This window comes from Thiomicrorhabdus xiamenensis (genome assembly GCF_013282625.1).
In the GTDB taxonomy this organism is placed as follows: domain Bacteria; phylum Pseudomonadota; class Gammaproteobacteria; order Thiomicrospirales; family Thiomicrospiraceae; genus Thiomicrorhabdus; species Thiomicrorhabdus xiamenensis.
This window is the reverse complement of sequence record NZ_CP054020.1, coordinates 1,651,971-1,674,347: the sequence shown is the minus strand read 5'-3', so window position 1 is coordinate 1,674,347 and position 22,377 is coordinate 1,651,971. Positions and strand designations below refer to the sequence as shown.

Below are 22,377 nucleotides of genomic sequence, written 5' to 3'. Positions count from 1 at the left end.
CGACCGGAAGTCGGGCGCGGCAGATTTTTCAAGTGGCGCTATTATAACGTGAATTGAGTGCTGATTTGTCGGCTTGCCTCGGTAATCGCTGTTTGTGTTTCATGTGCAAAGACCCCTTGAATAACGGCAACCGAATCGGCTCCGCTACCGATTACCTGGTGAGCGTTATTCCGGTTGATACCGCCAATGGCAACAATCGGAATTTCCAGTTGCTCTCTGGCCTGTATCAACGTCTGTAAGTCGGCTTGAGGGGCCTGGGGTTTGCTCCTGGAAGGGAAGAAACGCCCGAAAGCGACATAATCTGCTCCGGCCTGCTGCATCTGTTGTGCACGCTGCAGACTGTTATAGCAGGAGATGCCGATAATGGCGTTTTGCCCGAGAGTTTCTCTGGCCGATTCGATGGCCGAATCGTCTTTACCAAGATGAACACCGTCCGCCTGCACGGTTTTCGCTAGCTGAATGTCATCGTTAATAATAAAACAGACGTTATGTTGCCGACACAGGGTGACCAGACGGCTGGCCATTTTGATCTGAACTTCGGTGCTTTGCGTTTTGTCGCGATATTGGAGGACTTTGGCTCCGCCCTGAATGGCCGCTTCAACCTTAGCGAGCAACTGATCGTTCGGGCAGAGTGATGGGTCAGTGATGGCATAGAGCCCTTGAATTCGAGATTTGGTAACTGTGTTCATGGAATTCTTTACAGAGACTTTAAATAAAAAAAGCCTCAGACAAGAGGCTTTTCGGCGTTAAGCGGCAGCTTAGAACTGCGGGCTCATCTGTTTAATGCGTTCGGTAACATCCGCGAAATGCAGCTCACCAACCTGTTTGTAGACGATTTTACCGTTAGGGGCAATCAGAAAGCTGGTCGGAGTCAGGAGGACGTCACCGAAGGATTTGGCGATTTTACCGTCTTTATCCATGACGAAAACAAACGGGTAAGGGTTAGCCTGAACGAACTTTTGCACCTGCTCCTGTGGATCATATTCCATGGAGATGGCAATCAATTCGAAACGGTCGCCCAGTTCCTGTTTCATTTTTGCCATATCCGGCATTTCCTGAATACAGCTTGGACAAGAGGTCGCCCAGAAGTTGACCAAAACCGGTTTTTTGGGTTTGTTGAGGGCAATTTCTTCGCCTTGGTTATTCGTGACCATGACTTCCGGGGCTTTTCCGAGACCGTCGGAAAAAACCGTGACGTAAACCAGAGTCGCTAAAAGGCCGATTACGACCACGCCAAATAGCTTACTACCAATATTCTGCATTTTTCACTCCTTAAAGCGGAAGGGCCGCGCGTAATCCGCGGACCTCACTCTGGGTTGTACAGCTATTATATGTATCTGCTTGGTTTAAGCGCTGATGGTTTCAACGCCGTCTTTGGTTCCGCACAGGAAAATGTCCGCTTTGCGAGCGGCAAACAGTCCGTTGGTAACGACGCCGACGATGCTGTTCAGTTCGGTTTCCATTGCGACCGGGTCAACGATTTGCAGCCCGTGGATATCAAGAATGACATTGCCGTTGTCGGTGGTGAAACCATCGCGCAGAACCGGTTCACCGCCAAAGCGCTTGACGATTTCTCGTGCAACATAGCTGCGAGCCATTGGGATAACTTCGACCGGAAGTGGGAATTTACCCAATACGTCGACTTTTTTCGAATCATCGGCGATACAGACAAATTTATCGGCAACTGCCAGAACGATCTTTTCACGGGTCAGGGCACCACCGCCACCTTTAACCAGGTGTAATCCAGGATCGGCTTCGTCTGCGCCGTCGATATAGACTGACATTTGATCCACACTGTTCAGATCAAAAACTGGAATGCCATGACCTTTCAAACGTTCAGCCGTTGCTTCCGAACTGGCAACCGTACCTTTGATTTGCCCTTTGATCTTGGCCAGCTCATCGATAAAGAAGTTGGCAGTTGAACCGGTACCGACGCCGATAATGGTGTCCGGAACGACATATTCAATGGCTGCCTGTGCGACTTTCAATTTCAATTCATCTTGTGTCATGGTTGAGAATCCTTCATCAAAGTTATTATTTTATTTTCGTGTTTTTTAAAGCTAACTGGCTATTGTAATGAAATCCGTATGCATTGTATAGCACCCGATCGAGAGGTGATTTTTATTCGGATATAAAAAAAGCCGGTAATTTCAATGGATTACCGGCTTTAGCGAAGCAGACGCTGTTTAATGGTGCTTCAGAGTCGGTGATGGTTCAACCTCTGGGGCTGCAACTTCCAGCTCAGGAGGCAAAACACCCGGCTTACGTTCGTAAGTGGCAACCACCATTCCGGATTGCGTCACAAGGTACATATCTTGGTAAACATGTACTGTTTTGAATGTCATCGGACGGATCTGGCGCGACTGTTCGGCCATCGGTTTTCCTTTGGCCATATACATTCCGCACATGGTCATACTGTTTTCCACTTTGCCTTGTGATACCAGCTTATGATCTTTAACGCTTAGCTGTCCGCGGATTTCCAACTCTTTGAAATACGCCTGACGCTGTTCGTCATTTTCTAGTGTTGAATACTCTACGCAAAGATCAAGCGTTTTTTTCTGTGGCAGTTCGCCGCCGCGATTCATTGGCGAATCCCCTGAAGCCATCGCTGACCCCATTGTGAAAGAGCCGATTAAAAGGGCAGTTGAAAGAATGCCTTTTTTCATAATGCTTATCCTTGTTTTATGCAGGCGGTTGATTTTAAAGACTTTTAAAATATCAGTAAAGCCTTATTTAATTATCTCCCGATAATTCTGATTAATGCATGCCGCTACCGCAGCGGTGCTGGCCCTTTTGCTGATTCTGCATGCCCATTCCCATAAAGGATTTTACCGGCATATCGACCTTTTTATGACTGCCATCGGCGAACTCCAGATCGACGGTAACGGTCTGCCCGACCTTGATCGGATTGTGTGGGCCGATCAGCATAATGTGCAGCCCACCGGGCTTAAGCTCAGTAGTACCGTTTGCCGGAATCGTGATCTTGTCAATCTGGCGCATGCGCATCACTCCGCCGTCATTGATATGTGTATGCAGTTCTACTGCTCTTGCGACTTCCGAATGAGCCTGAACCAGATTGATGTCCTTGCCGGAAGCGTTTTTCAGCGTCATAAAGCTGGCCGATGCAGGTGCTGTTGGCGGTACTTCACGGGCAAACGGGTTTTCGACACTGATGTTATCTGCCTGAACAGCCAGAGCGGCAAACGATGATAGACTTGTGATAACGCCGAAAGAAAGTGCGACAAGTGTTTTTTTCATAAAAAGAGTTCTCTCGTTTTAGTTCAAATATTTTTCGATGGTTGCGACAAACTGGTCGGGTGATGTCGCGTGCGGCAATTGTTCCTGGAGTGCGCCGTTCTGATCGATTACATAGGTAAATGCGCTGTGATCAACCGCGTAATTGGTCCCGTTGTTCGGATCGTCCACCTTATGATAGACCACGCCATACCGTTTGGCGATCTCGCTTAGTGTTTCTGGTGAACCGGTCAGGCCAAGAATGTTCGCTTCGAAATAGTTTGCGTACTGTTGCAGACGCTCCGGCGTATCGCGTTCAGGATCAACCGAGACAAACAGAATCTGCAGTTGGTCTTTTTGTTCCTGCGTCAGGTTACGGTATGCGACGGAGAGATTTCCCAGGTTAGTTGGACAAATATCCGGACAGAAGGTGTAGCCGAAGTAGACCAGAACCAGTTTGTTTTTTAACTCGCTGAGAGCGTGCTGTCCATCGTATGCGGTTAACGTAAAGTCGCCGCCCTGAGGTTTATCATCAAGTATCAGGTGGGCTTGTGAATGTGTGTTGCTTTCTTGCATTGGCGTACTCAGGAGAACGAAGCCGAGTAAGGCGCCGATTAAAATAATAGCCAGTGTCAGTTTGTTGCTCATATTATTTCACATCGTTTCTGAATGATTTTTGAATCGACTCAATAGTTCAGATTCAATAGTTCATCGTTTGCTCAAAATTTTTCCGGACGCATGCAGAAAGGTGAATGTTGGTCCGACGCGAGTATATTGACTCTGATAAGAGATCAGAGCGTTGAGATTTCCTTGAGAATTATGTTAATGATACAAAATAACTTGTTAAGTATATGTATTAGTATTGTATTTGCTTCTTCTTGTTGGTTGTCATTAGGTTTTATCGGCGTGTAATTTGATGTTTTATAGCAGCCATAAACCGATGCCGCATTTCTCCGATAAGAGCTCTTAATCGAATCGTTGACCAAAAGCGTGTGCAAGAGATGTGAGAGAGGGGGGAGTTTTTCGTTGCTGCATGCGCTTGGTGCCGGAGAGTATTTTTCATTACTGGGAAAAAGGGAGAAGCTGTCGAAGTGCGATTGCGTTATTACTTTGGCATAATCGTTTGTCATTTCTATATTCGGGTATTGTGATGTTCTATAATGATCGCTTGTTTAATTTTTTAACCGTAACCCTAATGGATTCTCATGCCTGAACAGATTTTACGACGTGTTTTAAGTGCTCCGGTTTACGATGTTGCCCAAGAAACGCCTTTTGAACCGGCTCCCTTACTGAGCAAGCGCTTTCAAAACCAAGTATGGCTTAAACGCGAAGATTTACAGCCAGTTTTCTCTTTTAAGTTGCGTGGTGCTTACAATTGTATGATTCACCTGACTGAAGAGCAGAAAGCGCGTGGTGTGATTGCGGCTTCGGCGGGGAATCACGCACAAGGAGTCGCTTTGTCGGCGGCGAAGCTGGGGGTTGAGGCAACGATTGTTATGCCTAATACGACACCGCCGATCAAATATAATGCGGTGGAGCGTCTGGGTGGAAAGGTTGTTCTGCACGGTGATTCCTTTGACGAAGCGTCCGCTTATGCACAGGAACTGATGCTGGAAAAAGGGCTGACGTTTATTCATCCGTACGATGATATGGATGTGATCGCGGGGCAGGGAACCATCGCGTTGGAAATTCTTCGCCAGCATCCGAAGCCTCTGGATGTGATCTTTGTTGCTGTTGGCGGCGGTGGGCTTATTGCCGGGGTTGCCGCAGTGATTAAACAGGTCTGGCCGAAAACACGGATTGTCGGTGTCGAACCGGAAGATGCCGCTTGTCTTACCGAGGCGTTGAAACACAACGAGCGCGTGACTCTAAAACAGGTCGGTTTATTCGCTGACGGTGTTGCTGTGGCTCAGGTCGGCGAAAGGCCGTTTGAAATTGCCAAGAGCTGCGTCGATGAAATGATCACCGTCACGACCGACGAAATCTGTGCCGCGGTAAAAGACATTTTTGAAGATACCCGGGCGATCTCGGAGCCGGCCGGCGCTTTGGCGGTCGCAGGGATGAAGCGTTTTGTCGAGAAGTATAACTTTAGCGGTTTGACTCTGGGATGCATTGTGTCCGGAGCCAATATGAATTTCGACCGTCTGCGACATATTTCAGAAAGAACCGAGCTCGGAGAGAAACGCGAAGCAATCTTTGCAGTTACCATCGACGAACGACCTGGAAGTTTCAAACAGTTCTGTGACATTCTTGGCGGTCGTCGTTCGATTACCGAATTCAATTACCGCTTTTCCGATGATAATCAGGCTGTGGTGTTTGTCGGTGTTCGTACCGAAGGCGGAAAGCCGGAGAGAGAAGCGATTGTTCAAGAACTTCGGGAGCGGAATTATCCGGTAGAGGATATGACCGATAACGAAATGGCTAAGCTGCATTTGCGACATATGGTCGGCGGACATGCCAACGGTTTGCCTGACGAATTGCTATACCGTTTCGAATTCCCGGAACGTCCGGGAGCACTCCTGAATTTTCTGACGCATATGAGCGAAGAGTGGAATATCAGTCTGTTCCATTACCGTAATCACGGTGCTGCTTATGGCCGGGTTCTGGTCGGGATTCAGGTGCCTTCTCATGAACAGCAGGATTTTGAAGTGTATCTGGAAAATCTGGGCTATCCGTATGCGAATGAGTCAGGTAATCCGGGATACAAACTGTTTCTAAAACCGCTTAACGGCTAGGCTAGGATGCTAGCCGGATTGCAGCGAGGGCTGTAATCTCCTGAATCAAAAAACAAAAAAGGGCTCTTTCGAGCCCTTTTTTATTATATCTGACGTTCTTTACTGGTCGTTCTGGCGCAGATCGCTGAGGCGTTTAAGCAGATATTCCAGTTCGGCGTGTTTTTCCTGCTTTTCATGAACCTTTTCTTCAATGAAATCAACAACCTGAATTTGTAGTTTGGACTTATCCAGTTTATTGATGTTGCTGATTCCACCCGGATTCAGAACATTCACTTCCAGAATTTTGTCGCCGATCATATCGACGCCGACAAAATACAGCCCGTCGGCAGCGAGACGAGGACCGATCTTACGGCACACTTTCATCTGCGATTCGGTCATTGTGTATTTATGGGCGGTGCCGCCGACCTGAATATTGGCGCGAATATCGCCTTCCGGAGGGCGACGGTTATAAGCGCCGAGGAATTTTCCGTTAAGCATCAGTACGCGAACGTCACCCTGTTCGGCACCCTCAATATATTCCTGAATAATGATGTAGTTGCTGTCGCCTTTACCGGAAATGTAGAAGTCCAAAATCGAGCTGATATTCGATTGGGCATTTTTCTCAAGTACGATGACGCCGTGTCCACCGGAACCCACCAGAGGCTTAAGGATTACCTTGTCCCCCGGCATTTCGTTGATTGTCTGGCGGATATAGTCCTTGTCTTTGGAAACATGGGTAATCGGCAGATAGTCGTTATTCGGATCGCTGAAGGTGGTGGTGAAAAGTTTATTGTTCGCTTTACGAATGCCGTCGATTCCGTTAATGATGACGCATTCGTTTTTAATCGAATCCAGGAAGTTGAAGACGATCGGATCGATCGGCGGATCTTTACGAATCATCAGGCTGTCCAGACTGTGCAGAGGAGAGCTCAGCGTTTTGAATTCTACTTTTTTATAGAATTGGCTGATGTTTTCGGGAATCTTCTCCATCGCCTGAATGCGCAGAAGGCTGCCGTACACGACATTGTTTTTCACCCTTAGATTTTCGGGATAAAGTATCGATACTTTATGTCCGCGGCGAAGGCATTCCCGAATGACCAGAATTGTCGAATTTTTACTCGGAGTCAACTCCGACCAGTTTGCGATCATAAATCCGATATGCATGCTGACTCCTTAGGCAACCAGGGCAAAAAAAGGGTGGATAAACGCTTGGTACTTTTTCGTAACAGTGAACTTATTTATAAGCGCGAATTATCGATTTTTTCGCGTGCTTGGTAAAGAGAATTTTGTGTCTAAACGGCAAAAAAATGCGCATAAATAAATTATGCGCCTGTTGCCGGGATTCTTCAATCCGAAAGGAGGTCGAGTTGTGGGGAGTTGCTCTGTGCTTGCTGGTCCTGGTTAATGCGACTGGCTGTTGGTCCTTTCTGGTTGCGGTATTTGGCATCAAGACGCTTGTTATATGGCGTGGTTGAAGCGCTGGAAAGAGTTTCAAAGTTGATTGCACAGATGTCCATGCCCGGACGCAGAGCCAAAGGCAATTTTCCGCTGTTGAATATTTCCAAAACGATCTGTCCCTGCCAGCCCGGATCGATACGGTGCGCGGTAACATGAACCATCAGTCCGAGACGGGCAAGGCTCGATCGGCCGTCAAGCCAGCCGACCAGATCATCCGGTATGGTGACCGATTCAAAAGTGGCGGCAAGCGCCAATTCGCCCGGATGGAGGAAAAACGCTTCGCCTTCGGCGATCTCGATTTCATCGCCCATCACGGTATCCATAATGCGTTGAACGTCGTCTTTGGGGCCGCTCAGGTCAATAAAAGGGGCAGTATGATCATTGAATACGCGGAATTTATTGTCGAGGCGCAAATCGACACTGATTCCTTTGATTTTACTTTCGGGCGGCTGAGGATCAATACTGATCTTACCGGATTCAAGGTGTTTTTTTATATCGCGATCGCTTAATTTCATGTTGTTTGTCTTTGATAATTAAATAAGGCAAATTAGGAGGTTTGCAGTTTTGGCGCTTTTTCCAAAACAAGTACGATGGTCTTGTCTTCTTCCCGATCATAGATGCGAAGTTTGCCGGGGAAGTACTGTTTTTCCGGCAGCAGCCATAAGTCTATCTCAAAACGCTGATTACCAAAACGATATTTCTGGCTCGACTCTTTGCCGTATTTGAGCTTAAGGGTTTCCGGCTGTGCCAGAATGCTGAATTTAATCGGGTACTGTTCCTTGGTCGTCTGCAGGACAAGTTGTGCCGTCGCCAGGTCTTTGTGATTAAGCGCGTACCATTGAATTGCATAAGCAATCGAAGTGGCGTCGAAAACACCTGGATTCCATGGCCATTGACGTTTTTTCTCAAGATAAACGATCTGTTGGTCGTCGGATTCAAGCTGGTAGGTGGTTGATTTGATTTTCGCATCGTCGCCTTTATAGCGAGTCGCCTGCTTTTGATAGCCTTGCCAGAGAATGCTCTGCGCGGTCTGCTTCAATTGAATTGTTTCTTCGGCACTGTCTTTAAAAAAGATCTTTACCCAGCCCTCCGGTTTGGATAGGGTTGTCAGGACACAATCCTGTTGTTCGCAATGCAACTGGTGTCGACTTTTGCCGAGGTCGACACCGTAAGCATGAACGAGAAAGGTCGCATCGAAGTCTGGGATCGGCTGTGCTTGTTCGGAAGCCAATGCTTTGTTCAGCAGAAGTGGAAGACTAAGCAGCAGGGCAGCAATAATATAGACGAACTTATCGGCGCTGCTTTTGGGATAGAGTCGATGCTTCAAAGATGCCTCCACAAACTAGTTTATGCTTTTACAGGTCTCGGCTTTCATTAAGCTGTAGCGGTTCCTGTAAGGTTTTTTGCTGATATTGCACTCGATTATCCTGTAATGCAATTTTTCCTTCGCAGAACCAGCGCACCGCCAATGGGTAGGCGATATGCTCCCGCTGATGGATTTTCTGCTGCAGACTGTCGGCCGATTCGCCCGGCTCGATAAGAACCTTGTCTTGCAAAATTACCGGACCACCATCCAGTTCCGGAGTGACGAAGTGAATGCTTAAGCCGTGTTCAGAATCCCCTGCATCAATCGCGCGCTGATGAGTGTTCAATCCGGTGTATTTCGGTAACAGCGAAGGGTGGATATTGAGCATCTTACCAAGAAAATGCTGCGTAAAACCTTGAGTCAGAATGCGCATAAATCCGGCAAGAACGATCAGGTCGACTTCGCTTTGATCCAGTTGTCGCTGTAACTCGGCATCGAAACTTTCCCGATCGCTGTAGTTGGTGTGGTCGATAACAAGTGTTGGGATGCCGGCCTGTGCGGCTCTTTTGAGGCCGTAAGCATTTGGACGGTTACTGACGACCAGGGCAATTCGGTATAGCTGAGGATGTTTTTGCTGATCATCAATGATCGCTTGTAAGTTCGAACCGTTGCCGGATATTAATACAGCGATTTTTTTGGGTTGGTGTTCGGAAGGGGTCTTTAGGGTCATTTACAGAAATGCTCCAGAAAGCAAATTGGTCGGCTTGATAAACCGGTTTTGATGTAGAAGGACTGAAGATGTATCTGCCGTAGCCGTGCCAGGAGGCCGGTTACGGCATGATCGAATGCAAGAGGGTTGCTTATTTCGCAGTCAGTTGAACGCTTGGTTCTTCCTGTTCCGAAGATTCGATGGTTCCGATTACTGAAACCGTTTCGCCTGCGGCTTCAAGCGATTGAATCGCTTTGTCCTTATCGTTGGCATCAACAACGATTACCATTCCGATACCGCAGTTCAGTGTACGGTGCATTTCTTCATAATCAACGTTGCCTTTTTCGGCAATCCAGTCAAATACCGCTGGACGGTGCCAGGCGTTGGTGTTGATTTTCGCACGCGTGTTGTTTGGCATAACGCGAGGCAGGTTTTCCAGAAGGCCTCCGCCGGTAATATGCGATAGAGCGTGGATTTGAATTTCTTTCATCAGTTCAAGCAACGGCTTGACGTAGATGCGGGTTGGCGCCATCAGGGCATCGATCAGTGGTTGACCATCGATTTCCTGATTGATATCGGCATTATTGACTTCGATGATTTTACGAATCAGCGAGTAGCCGTTCGAGTGAGGGCCGCTTGAGCTTAGACCCAGCATGACATCGCCGGCTTTGACTTTGGAGCCGTCAATCAGATCCGATTTTTCAACAATCCCGACACAGAAGCCGGCCAGATCGTAATCGCCTTGCGGGTACATGCCAGGCATTTCAGCGGTTTCTCCGCCGATCAGTGCGCATCCAGCCTGAAGACAGCCGTCGCCGATACCCTTGACGACGTCGGTTGCAACGTCCAGTTCCAGTTTCCCAGTGGCATAATAATCCAGGAAGAAAAGCGGTTCTGCCCCCTGAACAATCAGGTCGTTGACACACATCGCAACCAGATCAATCCCGACTTGGTCATGTTTTCCGCTGTCGATCGCCAGGCGAAGCTTGGTGCCGACACCATCGGTACCTGAAACCAAAATCGGGTTTTTGTACTTTGCCATGTCCAGTTCAAACAGCGCGCCGAAACCGCCTAGAGAGGCCGGTACTTCAGGACGGGTTGTGGCTTTTGCAATTGGTTTGATTGCTTGGACAAGGGCGTTACCGGCGTCGATATCGACACCGGCGTCTTTATAACTAATCGATTGGTTGTTCGTGGTCATAACTTTTACTAACTCTAGATAGTCTGTTACCCGCTATAATTGCGGGAGGTAAATTGAGTTTTGAATTGACGTCTTTATATGCCGTGCTTAGGCGTATCACGTTTCCCGGAAACGGGGCGTTTACACTGCCGACAAAAAACGCCAAAGGCTTCCTAAAAAAATATTATGATATTGTAACGAAATTTTTAGGTCGCCATATGAGAAGTTTTCAGCAAATACTACTCTATTCCGCTATGACTTTGTCTGTCAGCGGGCTTACGGCTCAGACTGCTTTAGCCGTTCCGGAAGATTCCACCCAGTTAAGCGTCTCAGATAATGTTGTTCCGACGGTTCTTGAAAAAGACCTTTATGCGGTAGAGCTGGATAATCCGAACCCGGAAGCCACCATTGAATATAAATTATCCGAACCGGTTTTAAATCAACTGGCCGAAGAGGGGATGCGTTTGTTGCTGGTGCGTTTGACCGGCAAACGCTCGTTACTTTCATCGCCGCGTACAGAGTCACTGTTGAGTAATTCGCGACGTTGGTTGAAAAGCTATGCTTATGTTCCCGTGATGCAGGAAGGGGTTAAGGTCGGTCTGAAAATCCGTCTTAAATACGATGAGGTTTTACTGAAACAGGCCTTGGCCGAAATGCAGATTAAAGTCTGGCCGCTGAACCTGCGCCCAAAGCTGTTGGTTATGGGAACGCTTGTCGAGAGTAACACCATTACAAAACTCGATCAGGAAGCGCTTGGCTACCGAGTCGATATCAATCTTCAGGATTATGCGGAACAGTTGGCGTTGCCGGTTTCATGGCCACAGGAAACCATGCCGTGGATCTATCCGATCAACCCGGTGAACAATATCACGCCTTTACAGGATGTGTTGGTACAGTCGGATCAGAACAATCTTCTGAGTTTCAAGTTGGTGCGACGCGAGCAGGAGTATGAGTTAAGCTGGCATCTGTTTGCCGATAACGGTTCAATTTTGGCGAAGGGTAAAACGCTGGATAGTGACCGACAGACGCTGTTGCATAATATGCTGGATATGGTTGCGGCGCGACTAGTCGAGGTGAATCGGCAGATACTGGACAGTCGTGATCAAATCAGTATCAACCTGAGCAACATCGGCGATATCAAATCACTGCAACAGGCAAAAACTCAGTTGCAACAGGCGTTGCCTACCGTGACCGAGATTAAGCTGGTTACGGTCGAGCAAGATTCTGCGCGCCTTGAAGTCGCCTATCGCGGAGATTACGCGAATTTTATCGGCTGGCTGGAGCGCCTGTCGCAATTTTCCATTACTTCGTCTTCCGAAATGTTGCGCCAGATCGATATGCGTTTCCAATATGTCGAACCGGTGGAAGAGGTTCCGGAGTTGCCGGAAGTCGCGCAATAAATGCAATGTTTAAGCAACTGCAACATTCCTCTCAATCATTATAAATGCCTGTAAACAGCTTTAGGAGACAGTAAACGTGTATGTTCAAATGCCATTAAAAATGGGGTTGCGAGACGACGCCAGTTTTGAGACTTTTGTTGCCGAACAGGAGTCTGTTGCTTTGGCATTGAATGTGTTGCAGAAAAATCTCTCTCAGCCACGCGGGAGTGCATTTTATCTGGGCGGAGAGCAGGGGGTCGGTAAAACGCATATCCTTCAGGCGGCCTGCCGCTATATGACCGAGCGTAATCAGGACAGTGTCTACCTGCCGCTGGGTGATGCCAGTCTGCCGCTGATTCCGGATGTCCTGTACGGATTGGAACAAACTTCACTGGTCTGTTTGGATGATGTTGATTCGATTATCGGGAAAAAGACGTGGGAGACCGCTTTAGCCAATCTGATTACCAAATCCAGTGTACAGGGCAATACATTGCTGTTTGCCGGTAATACGTCGATCGGAAAGTGGCAGATTGCTTTGCCGGAATTGGCTAAGGCTCTGGTGAGTGTGCTGCCGGTTGAACTGTTGCACTTGAGTGATAAAAACGAGCTGATTACGGCGCTGCAACGACACAGCGTCAAACGCGGATTCGAGCTGCCGGACAATGTCGGCGAGTTTCTGGTTAAGAATGTTTCCGGCGAGTTGCCTCAGTTGATGAACGTTCTGCGTGTTCTTGAAGAGGCTTCGCTGGTGGAGAAACGCCGCCTCACTCTGGCATTCGTGAAATCCATTCTGTCGGATGCAGGGGCGTAACCGCTTTTCGAAGCGACGGCGCTTGCCGTCGCAATCCTTTATTCCTTTCTCCTATTGAAATCTTTTCCGTTAACTATGGCTAAACTCTGGCTTGATAGCTTAAGAGGTTCGTTTTGCGCCGTGATTTGGATACAATGCCGACAGTTTCGGCATGGAGTGGCGTTAAATTAAACCTGCTTGAATCAATATTTAATTTTGGACTGAATTATGAAGTATTTACAAAATCGACTATCAAAACAACTGCTTACCGTTTTTTTGGCCTCGGCGGTATTTATAGGTTTCAGTACATCGGTGCAGGCCGAAGAGAGCAAAGAGATTACATTTATTGATCTGGACGGAAACAAAAGCAAATTATCCGACTATCGCGGTAAATGGGTGGTCGTTAACCTTTGGGCGACCTGGTGTCCGCCATGTTTGAAAGAGATTCCGGACCTGGTGATGTTCCATGAAGCGCATGCAGAGAAGGACGCAGTGGTTATCGGTGTGAACTATGAAGATATCGATCCGCAGAAAGTCAAAAACTTCGCCGAATCGCAAATGGTGAACTATCCGATCGTTCGTTTTGAAGGAAAACCGGATGGCAAGACCTCGCCGTTCGGTAACTTGCGCGGACTGCCGACGACTTATATGGTGACGCCGGAAGGACAGATTGTCGCCGCTCGTACCGGAATGGTTGACGGAGCAATGCTTGAGGACTTTATAAAAAACTTCAGTCAGTCCCGCTAGTCGCAGGCCAAACGAGGTGGGACGGGGTTAGCCGTTACAGGAAGAGACCGTTCCACGCCCCCAGTTTTTTTATACTACAGGGTACTTTTACTTAGTTTGAAAGCCTGCTATATTGCACCGGTCCTGTTACAAAAATAGATACAAAAGGACCCTAAAGAGGAGGTATTATGCAGTTGTTCAGATCTGCCGCACTGCTGGCAGTTGTTTCCATTTTTAGTTTTTCGCTATTCAGCACTTCCGCTCAAGCGCAAGATCCGTTTTTTGACGAATCCTTCGGTAATTATCAAGAAGACCTGGTTACCGCTGAAGAGGACGGCAAAAAAGGGGTATTCATGTTTTTCTATATGGATGAATGTCCGTTCTGTCATCGTATGCGAACTACAATTATGCAGGAGCCGGACGTTATTAAGTTATATCGGGATAACTTCCTGACCTTTATGCACGATATCGAGGGCAGTAACGAAGTGGTCGACTTTATGGGGAACCATATGACTGCACAGGAACTGGCCGAAAAAGTTTTTCGGGTTCGCGCCACACCGGTAATGATTATTTTCGGTTTGGACGGCAAGCCGATTGTACGTTATACCGGCCCGACCAGAACCAAAGAGGAGTTCAAGTGGCTGGCGGAGTATGTTCTGGACGGTAGTTACCAGAAACAGTCTTTTACCGCCTATAAACGCGAACGCAAGAAAGCCGCCCGTTAATCAGCTTGAGGTGAAATGAATGAACAAGCCATTTAAGCTGAAACTGTTTTTCCTGTTGGGCGCTCTGCCATTGGCTATGAGTTCGGCCGCCGCAGCTCAGGATCCCGCGCCCGAATCGGTACAGGGGCCGCAAAAGCCGGCTGCTGAAAGTTGGTCCGTTCTCAGCCAGTCTCTGCAGGAACCGCTGCCGAACCCTTTGACGTTGAAATATCTTTTGAATGACTTTCCATTGAAGTCGGGCGCGAATCTGCTGGCGCAAGCGCAAAGCAGGGTTGCTTTGGCGCAAGCGCAGACATTGAACTCAACCAACGGTTTTAAAATCGATCTGGAAGGACGTTTAACGCGTCGCGAATTTACCGAAGAGCCGCAAAACCACAACCTTCTGGCACTGCATTTCGGGAAAGTTTTGTATGACGGTGACTTGAACAAAATTTATCAGGAGAGTCTGTATGCGCTTTCCGATGCGGCACAGATTAAACAGCAGGCACAGTTGGAAAACCATAAGCTTCAGGTGATGAGCGCTTTTTTCGATGCATTGCTGGCCGATTTTCAGTACCGCATCGACAACGAAGCGATGGCGGTCGAATATATCGCTTTCGACAAAAGCAAGGATCAGCATAGCTTGAGCCGGCTTTCTGATGTAGAGCTTATCGAAGCGGAAAATACCTATCAAAAAGCGTTATTGAAGCGTTCCCGTTCTGAGCAAAATCTGTTGAAAATGCGTCTTTATCTGGCCAATGTTATCGGCTATGCCGATGCCCGCCCGGACAAACTGGCCTTTCCGGATCTGTCTGATTTTGATCATCGCGATCCGAAATCGCTTGCCTTGAGCGAACTGCAGCAACAGATAGAACAGCATCCTTTGCTGCGTGCGCTTAAGACTCAGTGGGAGGGGCAGCTCAAACAGGTTCAGGCGGCGCATCAACTGAATCGCCCCAAACTACGTGCAGACGCCTGGGTAGGACAGCTTTCCAGTCATCCGGAGTTACGCGAGGGCCGCTGGCGTGCCGATTTGAGTCTTGCAATGCCGCTTTACGACTCCGGTCTGCAGCAAGCCCGAGTTGAAGAAGAAAAGGCGAAGTTGATTTCCTATCAGGCGCAGTATGAAGAGTTGGCGCAGGCGTTGCGTCAAGAAGTCACCGATCTGTATTTCCAGATTCAAATGCTTGCCGCGGAAGAAAAATCCAATAATTTATTTGCCGATTACGCGGATCTATATCTTGACTACAGTCGCGCCTTGTATGAAAACGAATCCGCTACGGATTTAGGGGATTCGATGGTACGTCTGTCTCAGGCGAACTACAATCAGGTCGAGTGGCAGTTCAGAAAAGCACTGCTGTGGGCGAAACTGGATTATCTGCTCGGCAAACCGCTTGAGTCCTTTAGCTCCGGAGAGGCTAAGGGAAGTGATGCCTTGTCTCAGGCGATACAGCAGTAAGCTGTTGCCTAAAGAATTTTAAAGAGAGTTTGTATTATGAGTCATTTTTCGAAAACCGCTTTCCGTTCTTTCACTCCATGGGTTTTGGGCATCAGTCTGGGCTTGGTTTCCAGCGCGGGTTGGGCGCAGAATGTTGTCATCGGTTCGCTGGTTTCCAGCCAGGTTAATAAACTCTATGTCAGTGAAGGGCAGCAGGTGAAAGTCGGTCAGAAGCTGCTGGATCTGGACGCGAGCCGATATCATGCTAAATTGAAGTCATTGCAGGCACAGGTCGGCATGGCGCGAGCCAAACTGGCTGATGCTCAAATTGAATTGGATCAGGCACAGGATCTGTTTGACCGTACCGTAAGCACCCGTCGTGCTTTGGATGCGGCCAAGTTGGCGTACGATCTTGCCAAGTCGGAAGTGGATTATGCCGAATCTCAGGTTGCGATGCATCAGTCCTGGAGCAAGTATCTGTATATAAAGTCGCCGATAAACGGTAAAATCAGTAAAATCCACGCGCCGGTCGGGACGACGGTGTTTAAAGAAAACACGCCGATGATTGAACTGGCGCCAAACTAAACGCTTCGGGAGAGTTTTATGTGGTCGACTCGCATAAAGTACGGGATGAAATATTGGCGTCTGGCCGTTCATCTGATTTTTAAGACCAAACACTTCGGCGTCAATAATCTTTGGTGGGCTTCACAGCCATCCTCAATTGGTTGGCATTGGTATCAGATACTGTGGGGTATTGTGACGATTTTGCCGATACTGCGAAATTATCAGTCACTGAAAGTCCGCAGTTGTCTGGGCTGGCTACCTGAAGCGGAATGTCTGGCATTAGGATTCAAGCCCAAGTCCTGATTATTCGGTGACAAACCTCCTCCTTCTACAGGGAATTGCATGTTTCAACTGGAAATGGATCAACGCCAGTCCTGTCGTGTCGAACGACGTTTTCTGGTTACTGATTTTGACGATCTCGAGTTCTCCGAGCCGTTTGACGGCCATGATGTTAATTTAACCGGACTCGGCTTCTGGATAAACGATGCAGACTGGTTTCTGCCCGGGCAGGAGATCAGTCTGCGGGTGCAAAATCTGGACGACGGCGAGATCTATAGCCTGAATTCCGTAAAGGTCGTTCATATCCAAAAGGAAGGTGAACGCTTTCTATGTGGTTGTCACATTGTGCAGATAACCAGTTCTCAACTGCTCAGTCATCATCGCCTGGTAATAACCGATGCGGCTACAGCGGAAATTTCCCTATACAGCAGTGAAATGGATGAATTCAATTTCATCGAAGAAGGGTCTCCGCTTTCTACAGATCCGTCCGATCTGCAGGAAGCTTCTTTAGCGTTGGATCTGGCTGTCGCAGAGATGCAGGCTCAGCAAAACGATGGAGATCAGCTTGTCGCCGATCTGGTGCAACAGATCAAATGGCGTTTGCAACCGCAAGCCGAACCTATGAGTGCCTCAGAACAGCAGGATTTATTACGCTATATTATCGAGCAGGTCGAAAGCTTCGGACTCTTTTTTAAGCACTCGGGGCAATCTGCAATGGCGTTAAGTATTTTGGCGAAGCTTATTGCCCATACACCGCTTAAGGTTGAGGACAGGGAAGATTGGAAGACAATGCTTAGTGATTTTGAGCGCCGTTTTATTTCCGAAAAAATGCAAGTGGCATTTGATTTTATGCATCAGGGCGTTGCGCCGCACGATGCGATGTTGATGGCAGAAAAGTATTTACAGGAAAAGAAGATAGACTGAATAAAGTTAGAGTTAGGCTGCTTTTGTTGGAGCGGGGAATTCAAGTGACGGTTCAGGTATTCTGAATAAAATAAAAAAGGCAGAGAATTTCTCTGCCTTTTTTATTTGCACTGGATGCGGATTAGAATTTAACCACAGCCGCCAGACGGGTATGAGCCTGAGTGCGGTCGTTGCTGTCCGTGTCGTATTCACTGGTACGGCTTGAATGGAATAGTTTAAACAGGGTGTTTTTATTCATTTTCCAAACCAGCGTGACGTTTGCTTCCGTTGCGTCCGATGACGGCGTCAAAGTCGCTGTTGAAGTGTCGGACTGGCCGTAATCGGCATAACTTGCAGACAGGATCCACTTCGGCGTGATTTTATACTTCGCCCCTACTTTAAAGGCGGTCACGTTTTCACGGTATGCATTGCGTGAGAAAATGCTGCTGGTATAGGCTGGATCTCCGCCCCAGGCATTGAGCATTTTCGTATCGCCAAAACTGTTGTTCGCTGCTACATAAGCAGACCATTTCGGTGTGATATAGGTTGCTTTGGCACCGGCAAGACTGTAGTCCAGATCACCGGCCAGATCGGCACCAACGTTGGTCTGGTTCAGATATTGCAATTCGACTTTGATCGCTCGCTTGTCCGCCAGCGGGAATTTATTGTCGGCAGAGACATAGACGTTATTGCTGATATCTTCCGCATAGTAGTTCCAGAGACTGATATTCGCGTTTTTGCCCAATTTGTAACTTGCGTTTAAAGTGGTGATGCCATTGGTGTTTTCAGTGTTGTTAGCAATGGTTGCATCGGCAATATCAAGGAATTCAGCTTGTTTATCAAGCGGGTTGATTGCCGTTCCTGCTGTTCCGGTTCCTTCCCCGATTAGCCCCCATTCCGTCGCAGCACGTGCGCCAAAGGCGATCTGGGTAATTTGCGCCAGGCCGACTTTAAAACTTTCGTTAACTTTAAAGGTGGCCCCGGCACCGGTATGGAAATTCGGCATGGTGCTGACCGCAGCGGTAGTCAACGGAGAGTCATAGATGACGCGACCGGCAAACCAGTCAAACGAGCCGTGTTGACCTTTCAAGTGCAATTCGCCCAGAAGCTGTTCAGCGGACTGGTCGTTGGTGACATACATGCCTCGTGCCAGCTTTTGGTCGGCATCAAGAGTGTTATCGTTAGTGCCTAGAAGGTCACCGGTGATGTAGGATCCGGCAGAGAAGCGTACACCGTTAAAAGACGGGGTGGTGTACTTCATTTTCAATAACTCGGAAGTTCCGTAGTTCGGATCAAAACCGTTATCTTTCCCATCGACAATCGTCATCACCTTGAACATCAGATCAAGGTTACCTTTGTCTTCACCGTCAATTGTAATGTTTTTTGCATAGGCGATATTACTTACCAGGCCAAGCGCGACTGCCGCTATAACAGGTTTCAATTTCATCTATAAGTTCCTTGTTTAAAAGAGAAAGTTATCAGCAAAGTATAGAGTAAACGCTGTGCATTTGCTCGGAAATGCGGCGTTTCTGGATTCAAAACTTTTGATATTCAAATTAAAAAATTGTTTATAACTTTGTTTTATTGATGGATAAATAAAAATAAGTTGTTGCTTTGCCATGGTCGATTGAATTTTTCAATCCATGACCGGGTGAATTTCCGCAGAGCGATAACTTTGGAGTCTTTGCAAAAACGAGTTCTGCATTTTGCAGACTAGTGCAACTCCGGACAGCTCTCGGGATTGAACAGCATCTTGACGATGTTTTCGGTGATCAGCATTTGTGCCGGTGTCGCCTGAAAACTACTGATCGTCTGCCCGCCGACTTCAATACTGCAGGTGTTTTCGGTATTCATGTTCTTGGCAATGGTTTCGCCTTCTTTGGTGACGATGGTTGCGCCCAAGTTTCGAACCCGTTTTTGTTCTTTAATCAGGTGGGTATAGAAGTTGATCCAGATGAGTGAGATGACGACTTCGCCGATACTGAAGAAGCCGAAATAGTAATAGCTGCCTACTTCATCCTGAGCGGCGATATCGTCCAGAGTCAGTTGGTCGATCGTTATCGAGAAGTTAATGACTTTTTCAAAGGCCACTGTTGTCAGTTTCAAGGCGAAGAAGTGCCCGTAGTAGTCGCCCATATAGTCACAGATGGAAAAATAATTGGCAGGGTGTTCAGCCAGCATCTGGTGCTGCTGTTCGCTGAAATTGGAGCCGTAGAGTTCTTTGAGAATCAGGTAGTTTTTTCTGACGGCGGTCTGCTGATGGCTGGAGTCCTGAAAAAGCTGAATCCGGAAGAGGTTGATGTCCATGCTTTGAGTCGGAAAATCCATGACCATTTTATGTCGACCGAGCATTTTGGAGAAACCGATGGCGCAGAAGCTTTTTTCGATTTTGATCGGCTCCGCTTCTTCCAGAAAAGGGTAGACTCTTCCAAAGTGGTTGGAAAAGTATTTGATGATTAAGGTTTGCTTGCTTAAGGCAGGCTTCGATACGCCGCGTTCCCAGCGGCTTAATGTCGTGGCGTCCAGGGAATGGAAAACTGAATCTGCTGCGATTAATTCGTCCACTAATTCAGTTTGCGTTACCCCTTTATTTTCACGGCATATGCGTAGATAGTCACTAAATCTAAACACTCTGATTGCCCCGTCTTATGTAACTTGACTGAATTGACGCTGTGGTACAGAACAACTCTGTGCCTTCTTATTTTGCCTGTTCCGCAGGAATATTGCTATTTTTCGAACCTCGCTCCGGGCGGGGTGTCAGATGATTAGGCATATTTTTTCAAAAAAAATTTTTTACATGCCCTTTCGTCCGAGGTGCGTACTTCCTACAATAGTTTGCGTAGTTAAGAAGGCTTCTTTTGCATGACAGAGTAAGGCAAAAGCAGACATCTGGCTATGTCGAGGAGAGTAATTGAAAGATTAATCTACTCGAACTCGCTTTGATTAGTGAGTGACCCAGTTTCTCGTAAGCTAGTCTTATTGGCGTTTGAGTAGCTTAAGTGGGCTAGGTCGATCCAATTTGTTTATTTCCCAAAAGGCTTTGCGCCTGATTGATACCTGAGCATCACTTTTCTGTTTTTGAGAGAGTGGCTCAGGTTTTTTTATGTCTGCGCGCTTTGCGAATTGTATCTATTGTAGGTGTTACAGCATTTGCGCAAACTGAAAAACGCAGGCATTAGCGCTTATTTTTTTTATGACGGGATCGACGCGCTTTCTTTTGCTCTTCTTTGGCTTTGCGCTTTTCTTCTTTGATTTGGCGCTGGATTTCGACCTGTTTTAATTCTTCAATCATCATTTCTGGGGTTTCCAGCGTGATGTCGCCGAAATAACGGTCGCGATATTCCATAATGAACAGGCGTGATACCTTTTCCAAGTCAACCATTCCGCCGGAACGCAGGCAACCGCGTTTACGTCCGATGGTTTCCAGCAGTTCGATATCGGTATGCGGTAATTCGTCGAGTTCAAAACGTTTCATAAGGGCATCCGGATAAGCCTGCATCAGATACTCGCAAGCATAGGAAGCAATATCCGGAAGCTCGAATGCGGTTTCTTTGATGCCGCCGGTGATCGCCAGGCGATAGCCGCTGTTCTCGTTTTCGATATTTGGCCACAGCATACCCGGAGTGTCGATCAGAATAATATTCTCTTCCAGCTTGATGCGCTGCTGCTGTTTGGTGACAGCGGGTTCGTTACCGGTTTTGGCAATTGTTCGGCCCATAATGTTATTGATCAGGGTGGATTTGCCGACATTCGGTATACCGATAATCAAGGCGTGGATAGTTTTGATGGTATCCGCTTTAGTCGGAGCCATTTTCTTGATCAACTGGATGATCTGCTCACGCTTGTCGGATTGCTGGGCGTTAAATGCCAGAGTTTTTACACTCTGTTCCTGTTCCAGATATTCCTGCCACTGTTCGGTTTTTTGCGGATCGGCCAGATCGGTTTTATTAAGGATTTTGATGGTCGGCTTATCACTACGGATCTGTTCGACCAGCGGGTTTTGGCTGCTGAAGGGGATTCGCGCATCCAAGACTTCGATAAAGACATCAACCTGATTGAAAATCTCACGGACTTCTTTTTGCGCTTTATGCATATGGCCCGGATACCATTGAATACCCATAAATTTCTCCCTAATCGAATGCAGGGCTGATTATAGCTGTTTTCGGGCGGGTTTGCCTTATGAAGGGCGCGGGGAGGTTGAGATGCTATTGAGGAGGGATTGCAGAAGAGAAAAGGCCCGTAGAGGTACGGGCCTGCTTTTAGAGGAAGGAATCAGGCGACTTCAAGATAATCCTGTTTGGACTGCTCATAAAGATCGATCAATCCCTGCATCTTGATCTTGTCGTACTCGCGAAGGCCGCCAAGTGTCATGGTTTTTTGGCCTGTGCCAACCAGAATGTCATTTTCCAGAATGTCGAAACTCAGCGTGACCAGACCGCGCTTACCGTCTACCTGAAGGCTGCTGTCGGTTAATTTAAGCTGTGGCTTGTCAAGATTGAGATCATGCAGTTCAAATGCCATGCTTTCATAAATCACCATAGGGCGATCAGGATTGATCATGACTTGATTTTTTTCCATCAGCGGCACAAGGATATGCGGGAAGCTGAGTCCGGAAAAAGCCACATAAGCGCGCGCAAAATTTTCTATCAGCGTTTGATCGTCCGAGGTTGCGCCGGAACAACTGACTTCAAGATAGCTTTTGTCGTTCACGTCGCAGATAGCAAATTCGCCGTCGCCGGCTTGCGGAAATTTTAGAGCGGCGCCTTTGCCGACCATTCCGGTATATTTGAAGGCCATGTTCTGCGATAAGCCCATAGTGCTTAAAACAAGCGAGAAAAGCAGGTCGCCGGGAACGCAGAAACGCTTGGCATCCGGATTATGCAAGGGGTTGAAGTCATTGGCGACTTCTTTGGCAAAGCGACTTCCTTGCTCCGGTGTAATGGTAATCAAGCCCTGATCCATTTGATAAAAACTGTCTAAAAACATATTTGTT

The 22,377-nt window shown here is 47.6% G+C and carries 24 protein-coding genes; 9 read left to right on the top strand and 15 right to left on the bottom strand.

What is annotated here, in order from left to right; translation table 11 throughout:
* Positions 1-41: 41 nt before the first annotated feature.
* From thiE to HQN79_RS07750, 6 genes are all read right to left on the bottom strand, one after another.
* Positions 42-689 carry a thiamine phosphate synthase gene (thiE, locus tag HQN79_RS07775; protein ID WP_173285370.1) on the bottom strand — a complete coding sequence of 216 codons (648 nt, stop codon included), beginning with the start codon at positions 687-689 and terminating at the stop codon, positions 42-44.
* A 69-nt stretch (positions 690-758) separates the two neighbouring features.
* Positions 759-1,262 (bottom strand): TlpA family protein disulfide reductase, encoded by a 504-nt coding sequence (locus tag HQN79_RS07770; protein WP_173285369.1) that lies wholly within the window; start codon positions 1,260-1,262, stop codon positions 759-761.
* An 84-nt stretch (positions 1,263-1,346) separates the two neighbouring features.
* On the bottom strand, positions 1,347-2,009 hold the full coding sequence (gene rpiA, locus HQN79_RS07765) for a ribose-5-phosphate isomerase RpiA (RefSeq protein ID WP_173285368.1): 663 nt from the start codon (positions 2,007-2,009) through the stop codon (positions 1,347-1,349).
* A gap of 177 nt (positions 2,010-2,186) precedes the next feature.
* Complete coding sequence (locus tag HQN79_RS07760; protein ID WP_173285367.1) at positions 2,187-2,666, bottom strand: hypothetical protein; 480 nt, start codon at positions 2,664-2,666, stop codon at positions 2,187-2,189.
* A gap of 91 nt (positions 2,667-2,757) precedes the next feature.
* Positions 2,758-3,258 (bottom strand): copper chaperone PCu(A)C, encoded by a 501-nt coding sequence (locus tag HQN79_RS07755; RefSeq protein WP_173285366.1) that lies wholly within the window; start codon positions 3,256-3,258, stop codon positions 2,758-2,760.
* Positions 3,259-3,276: 18 nt separating this feature from the next.
* Positions 3,277-3,882: an SCO family protein gene (locus HQN79_RS07750; RefSeq protein WP_173285365.1), complete on the bottom strand. Its 606-nt coding sequence runs from the start codon at positions 3,880-3,882 to the stop codon at positions 3,277-3,279.
* 557 nt (positions 3,883-4,439) lie between these two features.
* Between HQN79_RS07750 and ilvA the strand changes: the two genes are divergently transcribed.
* Entirely contained in the window at positions 4,440-5,969 is a 1,530-nt protein-coding gene (ilvA, locus tag HQN79_RS07745; RefSeq protein WP_173285364.1) for a threonine ammonia-lyase, biosynthetic, read from the top strand.
* 99 nt (positions 5,970-6,068) lie between these two features.
* On the opposite strand, the gene gshB is transcribed toward ilvA, so the two are convergent.
* From gshB to purM, 5 genes are all read right to left on the bottom strand, one after another.
* On the bottom strand, positions 6,069-7,112 hold the full coding sequence (gshB, locus tag HQN79_RS07740; RefSeq protein ID WP_173285363.1) for a glutathione synthase: 1,044 nt from the start codon (positions 7,110-7,112) through the stop codon (positions 6,069-6,071).
* Positions 7,113-7,294: 182 nt separating this feature from the next.
* Positions 7,295-7,921 carry a dCTP deaminase gene (gene dcd, locus HQN79_RS07735; RefSeq protein ID WP_173285362.1) on the bottom strand — a complete coding sequence of 209 codons (627 nt, stop codon included), beginning with the start codon at positions 7,919-7,921 and terminating at the stop codon, positions 7,295-7,297.
* A 32-nt stretch (positions 7,922-7,953) separates the two neighbouring features.
* Positions 7,954-8,733 carry a DUF3108 domain-containing protein gene (locus tag HQN79_RS07730; protein ID WP_173285361.1) on the bottom strand — a complete coding sequence of 260 codons (780 nt, stop codon included), beginning with the start codon at positions 8,731-8,733 and terminating at the stop codon, positions 7,954-7,956.
* 28 nt (positions 8,734-8,761) lie between these two features.
* Positions 8,762-9,442, bottom strand: a complete 681-nt coding sequence (gene purN, locus HQN79_RS07725; protein WP_173285360.1) for a phosphoribosylglycinamide formyltransferase — start codon at positions 9,440-9,442, stop codon at positions 8,762-8,764.
* Between the two features lie 130 nt (positions 9,443-9,572).
* Positions 9,573-10,622, bottom strand: a complete 1,050-nt coding sequence (gene purM, locus HQN79_RS07720; protein ID WP_173285359.1) for a phosphoribosylformylglycinamidine cyclo-ligase — start codon at positions 10,620-10,622, stop codon at positions 9,573-9,575.
* 197 nt (positions 10,623-10,819) lie between these two features.
* On the opposite strand from purM, the gene HQN79_RS07715 reads away from it, so the two are divergent.
* The 8 genes from HQN79_RS07715 (at position 10,820) to HQN79_RS07680 (ending at position 17,405) form a co-directional block, all read left to right on the top strand.
* Positions 10,820-12,001 (top strand): DUF2066 domain-containing protein, encoded by a 1,182-nt coding sequence (locus HQN79_RS07715; protein WP_173285358.1) that lies wholly within the window; start codon positions 10,820-10,822, stop codon positions 11,999-12,001.
* 88 nt (positions 12,002-12,089) lie between these two features.
* Positions 12,090-12,791 (top strand): DnaA regulatory inactivator Hda, encoded by a 702-nt coding sequence (gene hda / locus HQN79_RS07710; protein WP_238843337.1) that lies wholly within the window; start codon positions 12,090-12,092, stop codon positions 12,789-12,791.
* Between the two features lie 207 nt (positions 12,792-12,998).
* Positions 12,999-13,517 (top strand): TlpA disulfide reductase family protein, encoded by a 519-nt coding sequence (locus HQN79_RS07705; RefSeq protein ID WP_173285356.1) that lies wholly within the window; start codon positions 12,999-13,001, stop codon positions 13,515-13,517.
* A gap of 167 nt (positions 13,518-13,684) precedes the next feature.
* The gene (locus tag HQN79_RS07700; protein ID WP_173285355.1) at positions 13,685-14,221 is read left to right on the top strand and encodes a thioredoxin family protein; all 537 of its coding nucleotides are present in this window, start codon (positions 13,685-13,687) and stop codon (positions 14,219-14,221) included.
* A 19-nt stretch (positions 14,222-14,240) separates the two neighbouring features.
* A complete protein-coding gene (locus tag HQN79_RS07695; RefSeq protein WP_173285354.1) occupies positions 14,241-15,659 on the top strand; it encodes a TolC family protein in 1,419 nt (472 codons plus the stop codon).
* A gap of 36 nt (positions 15,660-15,695) precedes the next feature.
* Positions 15,696-16,223 (top strand): efflux RND transporter periplasmic adaptor subunit, encoded by a 528-nt coding sequence (locus tag HQN79_RS07690; protein ID WP_173285353.1) that lies wholly within the window; start codon positions 15,696-15,698, stop codon positions 16,221-16,223.
* An 18-nt stretch (positions 16,224-16,241) separates the two neighbouring features.
* Positions 16,242-16,505 carry a hypothetical protein gene (locus tag HQN79_RS07685; RefSeq protein ID WP_173285352.1) on the top strand — a complete coding sequence of 88 codons (264 nt, stop codon included), beginning with the start codon at positions 16,242-16,244 and terminating at the stop codon, positions 16,503-16,505.
* Positions 16,506-16,544: 39 nt separating this feature from the next.
* Entirely contained in the window at positions 16,545-17,405 is an 861-nt protein-coding gene (locus tag HQN79_RS07680) for a PilZ domain-containing protein (RefSeq protein WP_173285351.1), read from the top strand.
* A gap of 121 nt (positions 17,406-17,526) precedes the next feature.
* Here the strand turns inward: HQN79_RS07680 and HQN79_RS07675 are convergent, their stop codons facing one another.
* The 4 genes from HQN79_RS07675 to HQN79_RS07660 all read right to left on the bottom strand — a co-directional run bounded on the left by HQN79_RS07675 (position 17,527) and on the right by HQN79_RS07660 (position 22,370).
* Complete coding sequence (locus HQN79_RS07675) at positions 17,527-18,831, bottom strand: OprD family outer membrane porin (RefSeq protein WP_173285350.1); 1,305 nt, start codon at positions 18,829-18,831, stop codon at positions 17,527-17,529.
* Between the two features lie 266 nt (positions 18,832-19,097).
* The gene (locus HQN79_RS07670) at positions 19,098-20,015 is read right to left on the bottom strand and encodes a helix-turn-helix domain-containing protein (RefSeq protein WP_173285349.1); all 918 of its coding nucleotides are present in this window, start codon (positions 20,013-20,015) and stop codon (positions 19,098-19,100) included.
* Between the two features lie 544 nt (positions 20,016-20,559).
* Positions 20,560-21,504, bottom strand: coding sequence for a ribosome biogenesis GTPase YlqF (ylqF, locus tag HQN79_RS07665; RefSeq protein WP_173285348.1), 945 nt, complete (start codon positions 21,502-21,504; stop codon positions 20,560-20,562).
* Between the two features lie 152 nt (positions 21,505-21,656).
* The gene (locus HQN79_RS07660; protein WP_173285347.1) at positions 21,657-22,370 is read right to left on the bottom strand and encodes a DUF3581 domain-containing protein; all 714 of its coding nucleotides are present in this window, start codon (positions 22,368-22,370) and stop codon (positions 21,657-21,659) included.
* Between the last annotated feature and the right edge of the window lie 7 nt (positions 22,371-22,377).

Bases quoted from the DNA above. Each gene is read 5' to 3' on its own strand.
- HQN79_RS07760 (WP_173285367.1), bottom strand. From the start codon at position 2,666: ATGAAAAAAGGCATTCTTTCAACTGCCCTTTTAATCGGCTCTTTCACA.
- ylqF (WP_173285348.1), bottom strand. From the start codon at position 21,504: ATGGGTATTCAATGGTATCCGGGCCATATGCATAAAGCGCAAAAAGAA.
- dcd (WP_173285362.1), bottom strand. From the start codon at position 7,921: ATGAAATTAAGCGATCGCGATATAAAAAAACACCTTGAATCCGGTAAG.
- HQN79_RS07700 (WP_173285355.1), top strand. From the start codon at position 13,685: ATGCAGTTGTTCAGATCTGCCGCACTGCTGGCAGTTGTTTCCATTTTT.
- HQN79_RS07685 (WP_173285352.1), top strand. From the start codon at position 16,242: ATGTGGTCGACTCGCATAAAGTACGGGATGAAATATTGGCGTCTGGCC.
- ilvA (WP_173285364.1), top strand. From the start codon at position 4,440: ATGCCTGAACAGATTTTACGACGTGTTTTAAGTGCTCCGGTTTACGAT.
- purN (WP_173285360.1), bottom strand. From the start codon at position 9,442: ATGACCCTAAAGACCCCTTCCGAACACCAACCCAAAAAAATCGCTGTA.
- HQN79_RS07715 (WP_173285358.1), top strand. From the start codon at position 10,820: ATGAGAAGTTTTCAGCAAATACTACTCTATTCCGCTATGACTTTGTCT.
- HQN79_RS07755 (WP_173285366.1), bottom strand. From the start codon at position 3,258: ATGAAAAAAACACTTGTCGCACTTTCTTTCGGCGTTATCACAAGTCTA.
- HQN79_RS07770 (WP_173285369.1), bottom strand. From the start codon at position 1,262: ATGCAGAATATTGGTAGTAAGCTATTTGGCGTGGTCGTAATCGGCCTT.
- HQN79_RS07660 (WP_173285347.1), bottom strand. From the start codon at position 22,370: ATGTTTTTAGACAGTTTTTATCAAATGGATCAGGGCTTGATTACCATT.
- HQN79_RS07690 (WP_173285353.1), top strand. From the start codon at position 15,696: ATGAGTCATTTTTCGAAAACCGCTTTCCGTTCTTTCACTCCATGGGTT.
- HQN79_RS07680 (WP_173285351.1), top strand. From the start codon at position 16,545: ATGTTTCAACTGGAAATGGATCAACGCCAGTCCTGTCGTGTCGAACGA.
- gshB (WP_173285363.1), bottom strand. From the start codon at position 7,112: ATGCATATCGGATTTATGATCGCAAACTGGTCGGAGTTGACTCCGAGT.
- hda (WP_238843337.1), top strand. From the start codon at position 12,090: ATGCCATTAAAAATGGGGTTGCGAGACGACGCCAGTTTTGAGACTTTT.
- thiE (WP_173285370.1), bottom strand. From the start codon at position 689: ATGAACACAGTTACCAAATCTCGAATTCAAGGGCTCTATGCCATCACT.
- HQN79_RS07705 (WP_173285356.1), top strand. From the start codon at position 12,999: ATGAAGTATTTACAAAATCGACTATCAAAACAACTGCTTACCGTTTTT.
- rpiA (WP_173285368.1), bottom strand. From the start codon at position 2,009: ATGACACAAGATGAATTGAAATTGAAAGTCGCACAGGCAGCCATTGAA.
- HQN79_RS07750 (WP_173285365.1), bottom strand. From the start codon at position 3,882: ATGAGCAACAAACTGACACTGGCTATTATTTTAATCGGCGCCTTACTC.
- purM (WP_173285359.1), bottom strand. From the start codon at position 10,622: ATGACCACGAACAACCAATCGATTAGTTATAAAGACGCCGGTGTCGAT.
- HQN79_RS07695 (WP_173285354.1), top strand. From the start codon at position 14,241: ATGAACAAGCCATTTAAGCTGAAACTGTTTTTCCTGTTGGGCGCTCTG.
- HQN79_RS07675 (WP_173285350.1), bottom strand. From the start codon at position 18,831: ATGAAATTGAAACCTGTTATAGCGGCAGTCGCGCTTGGCCTGGTAAGT.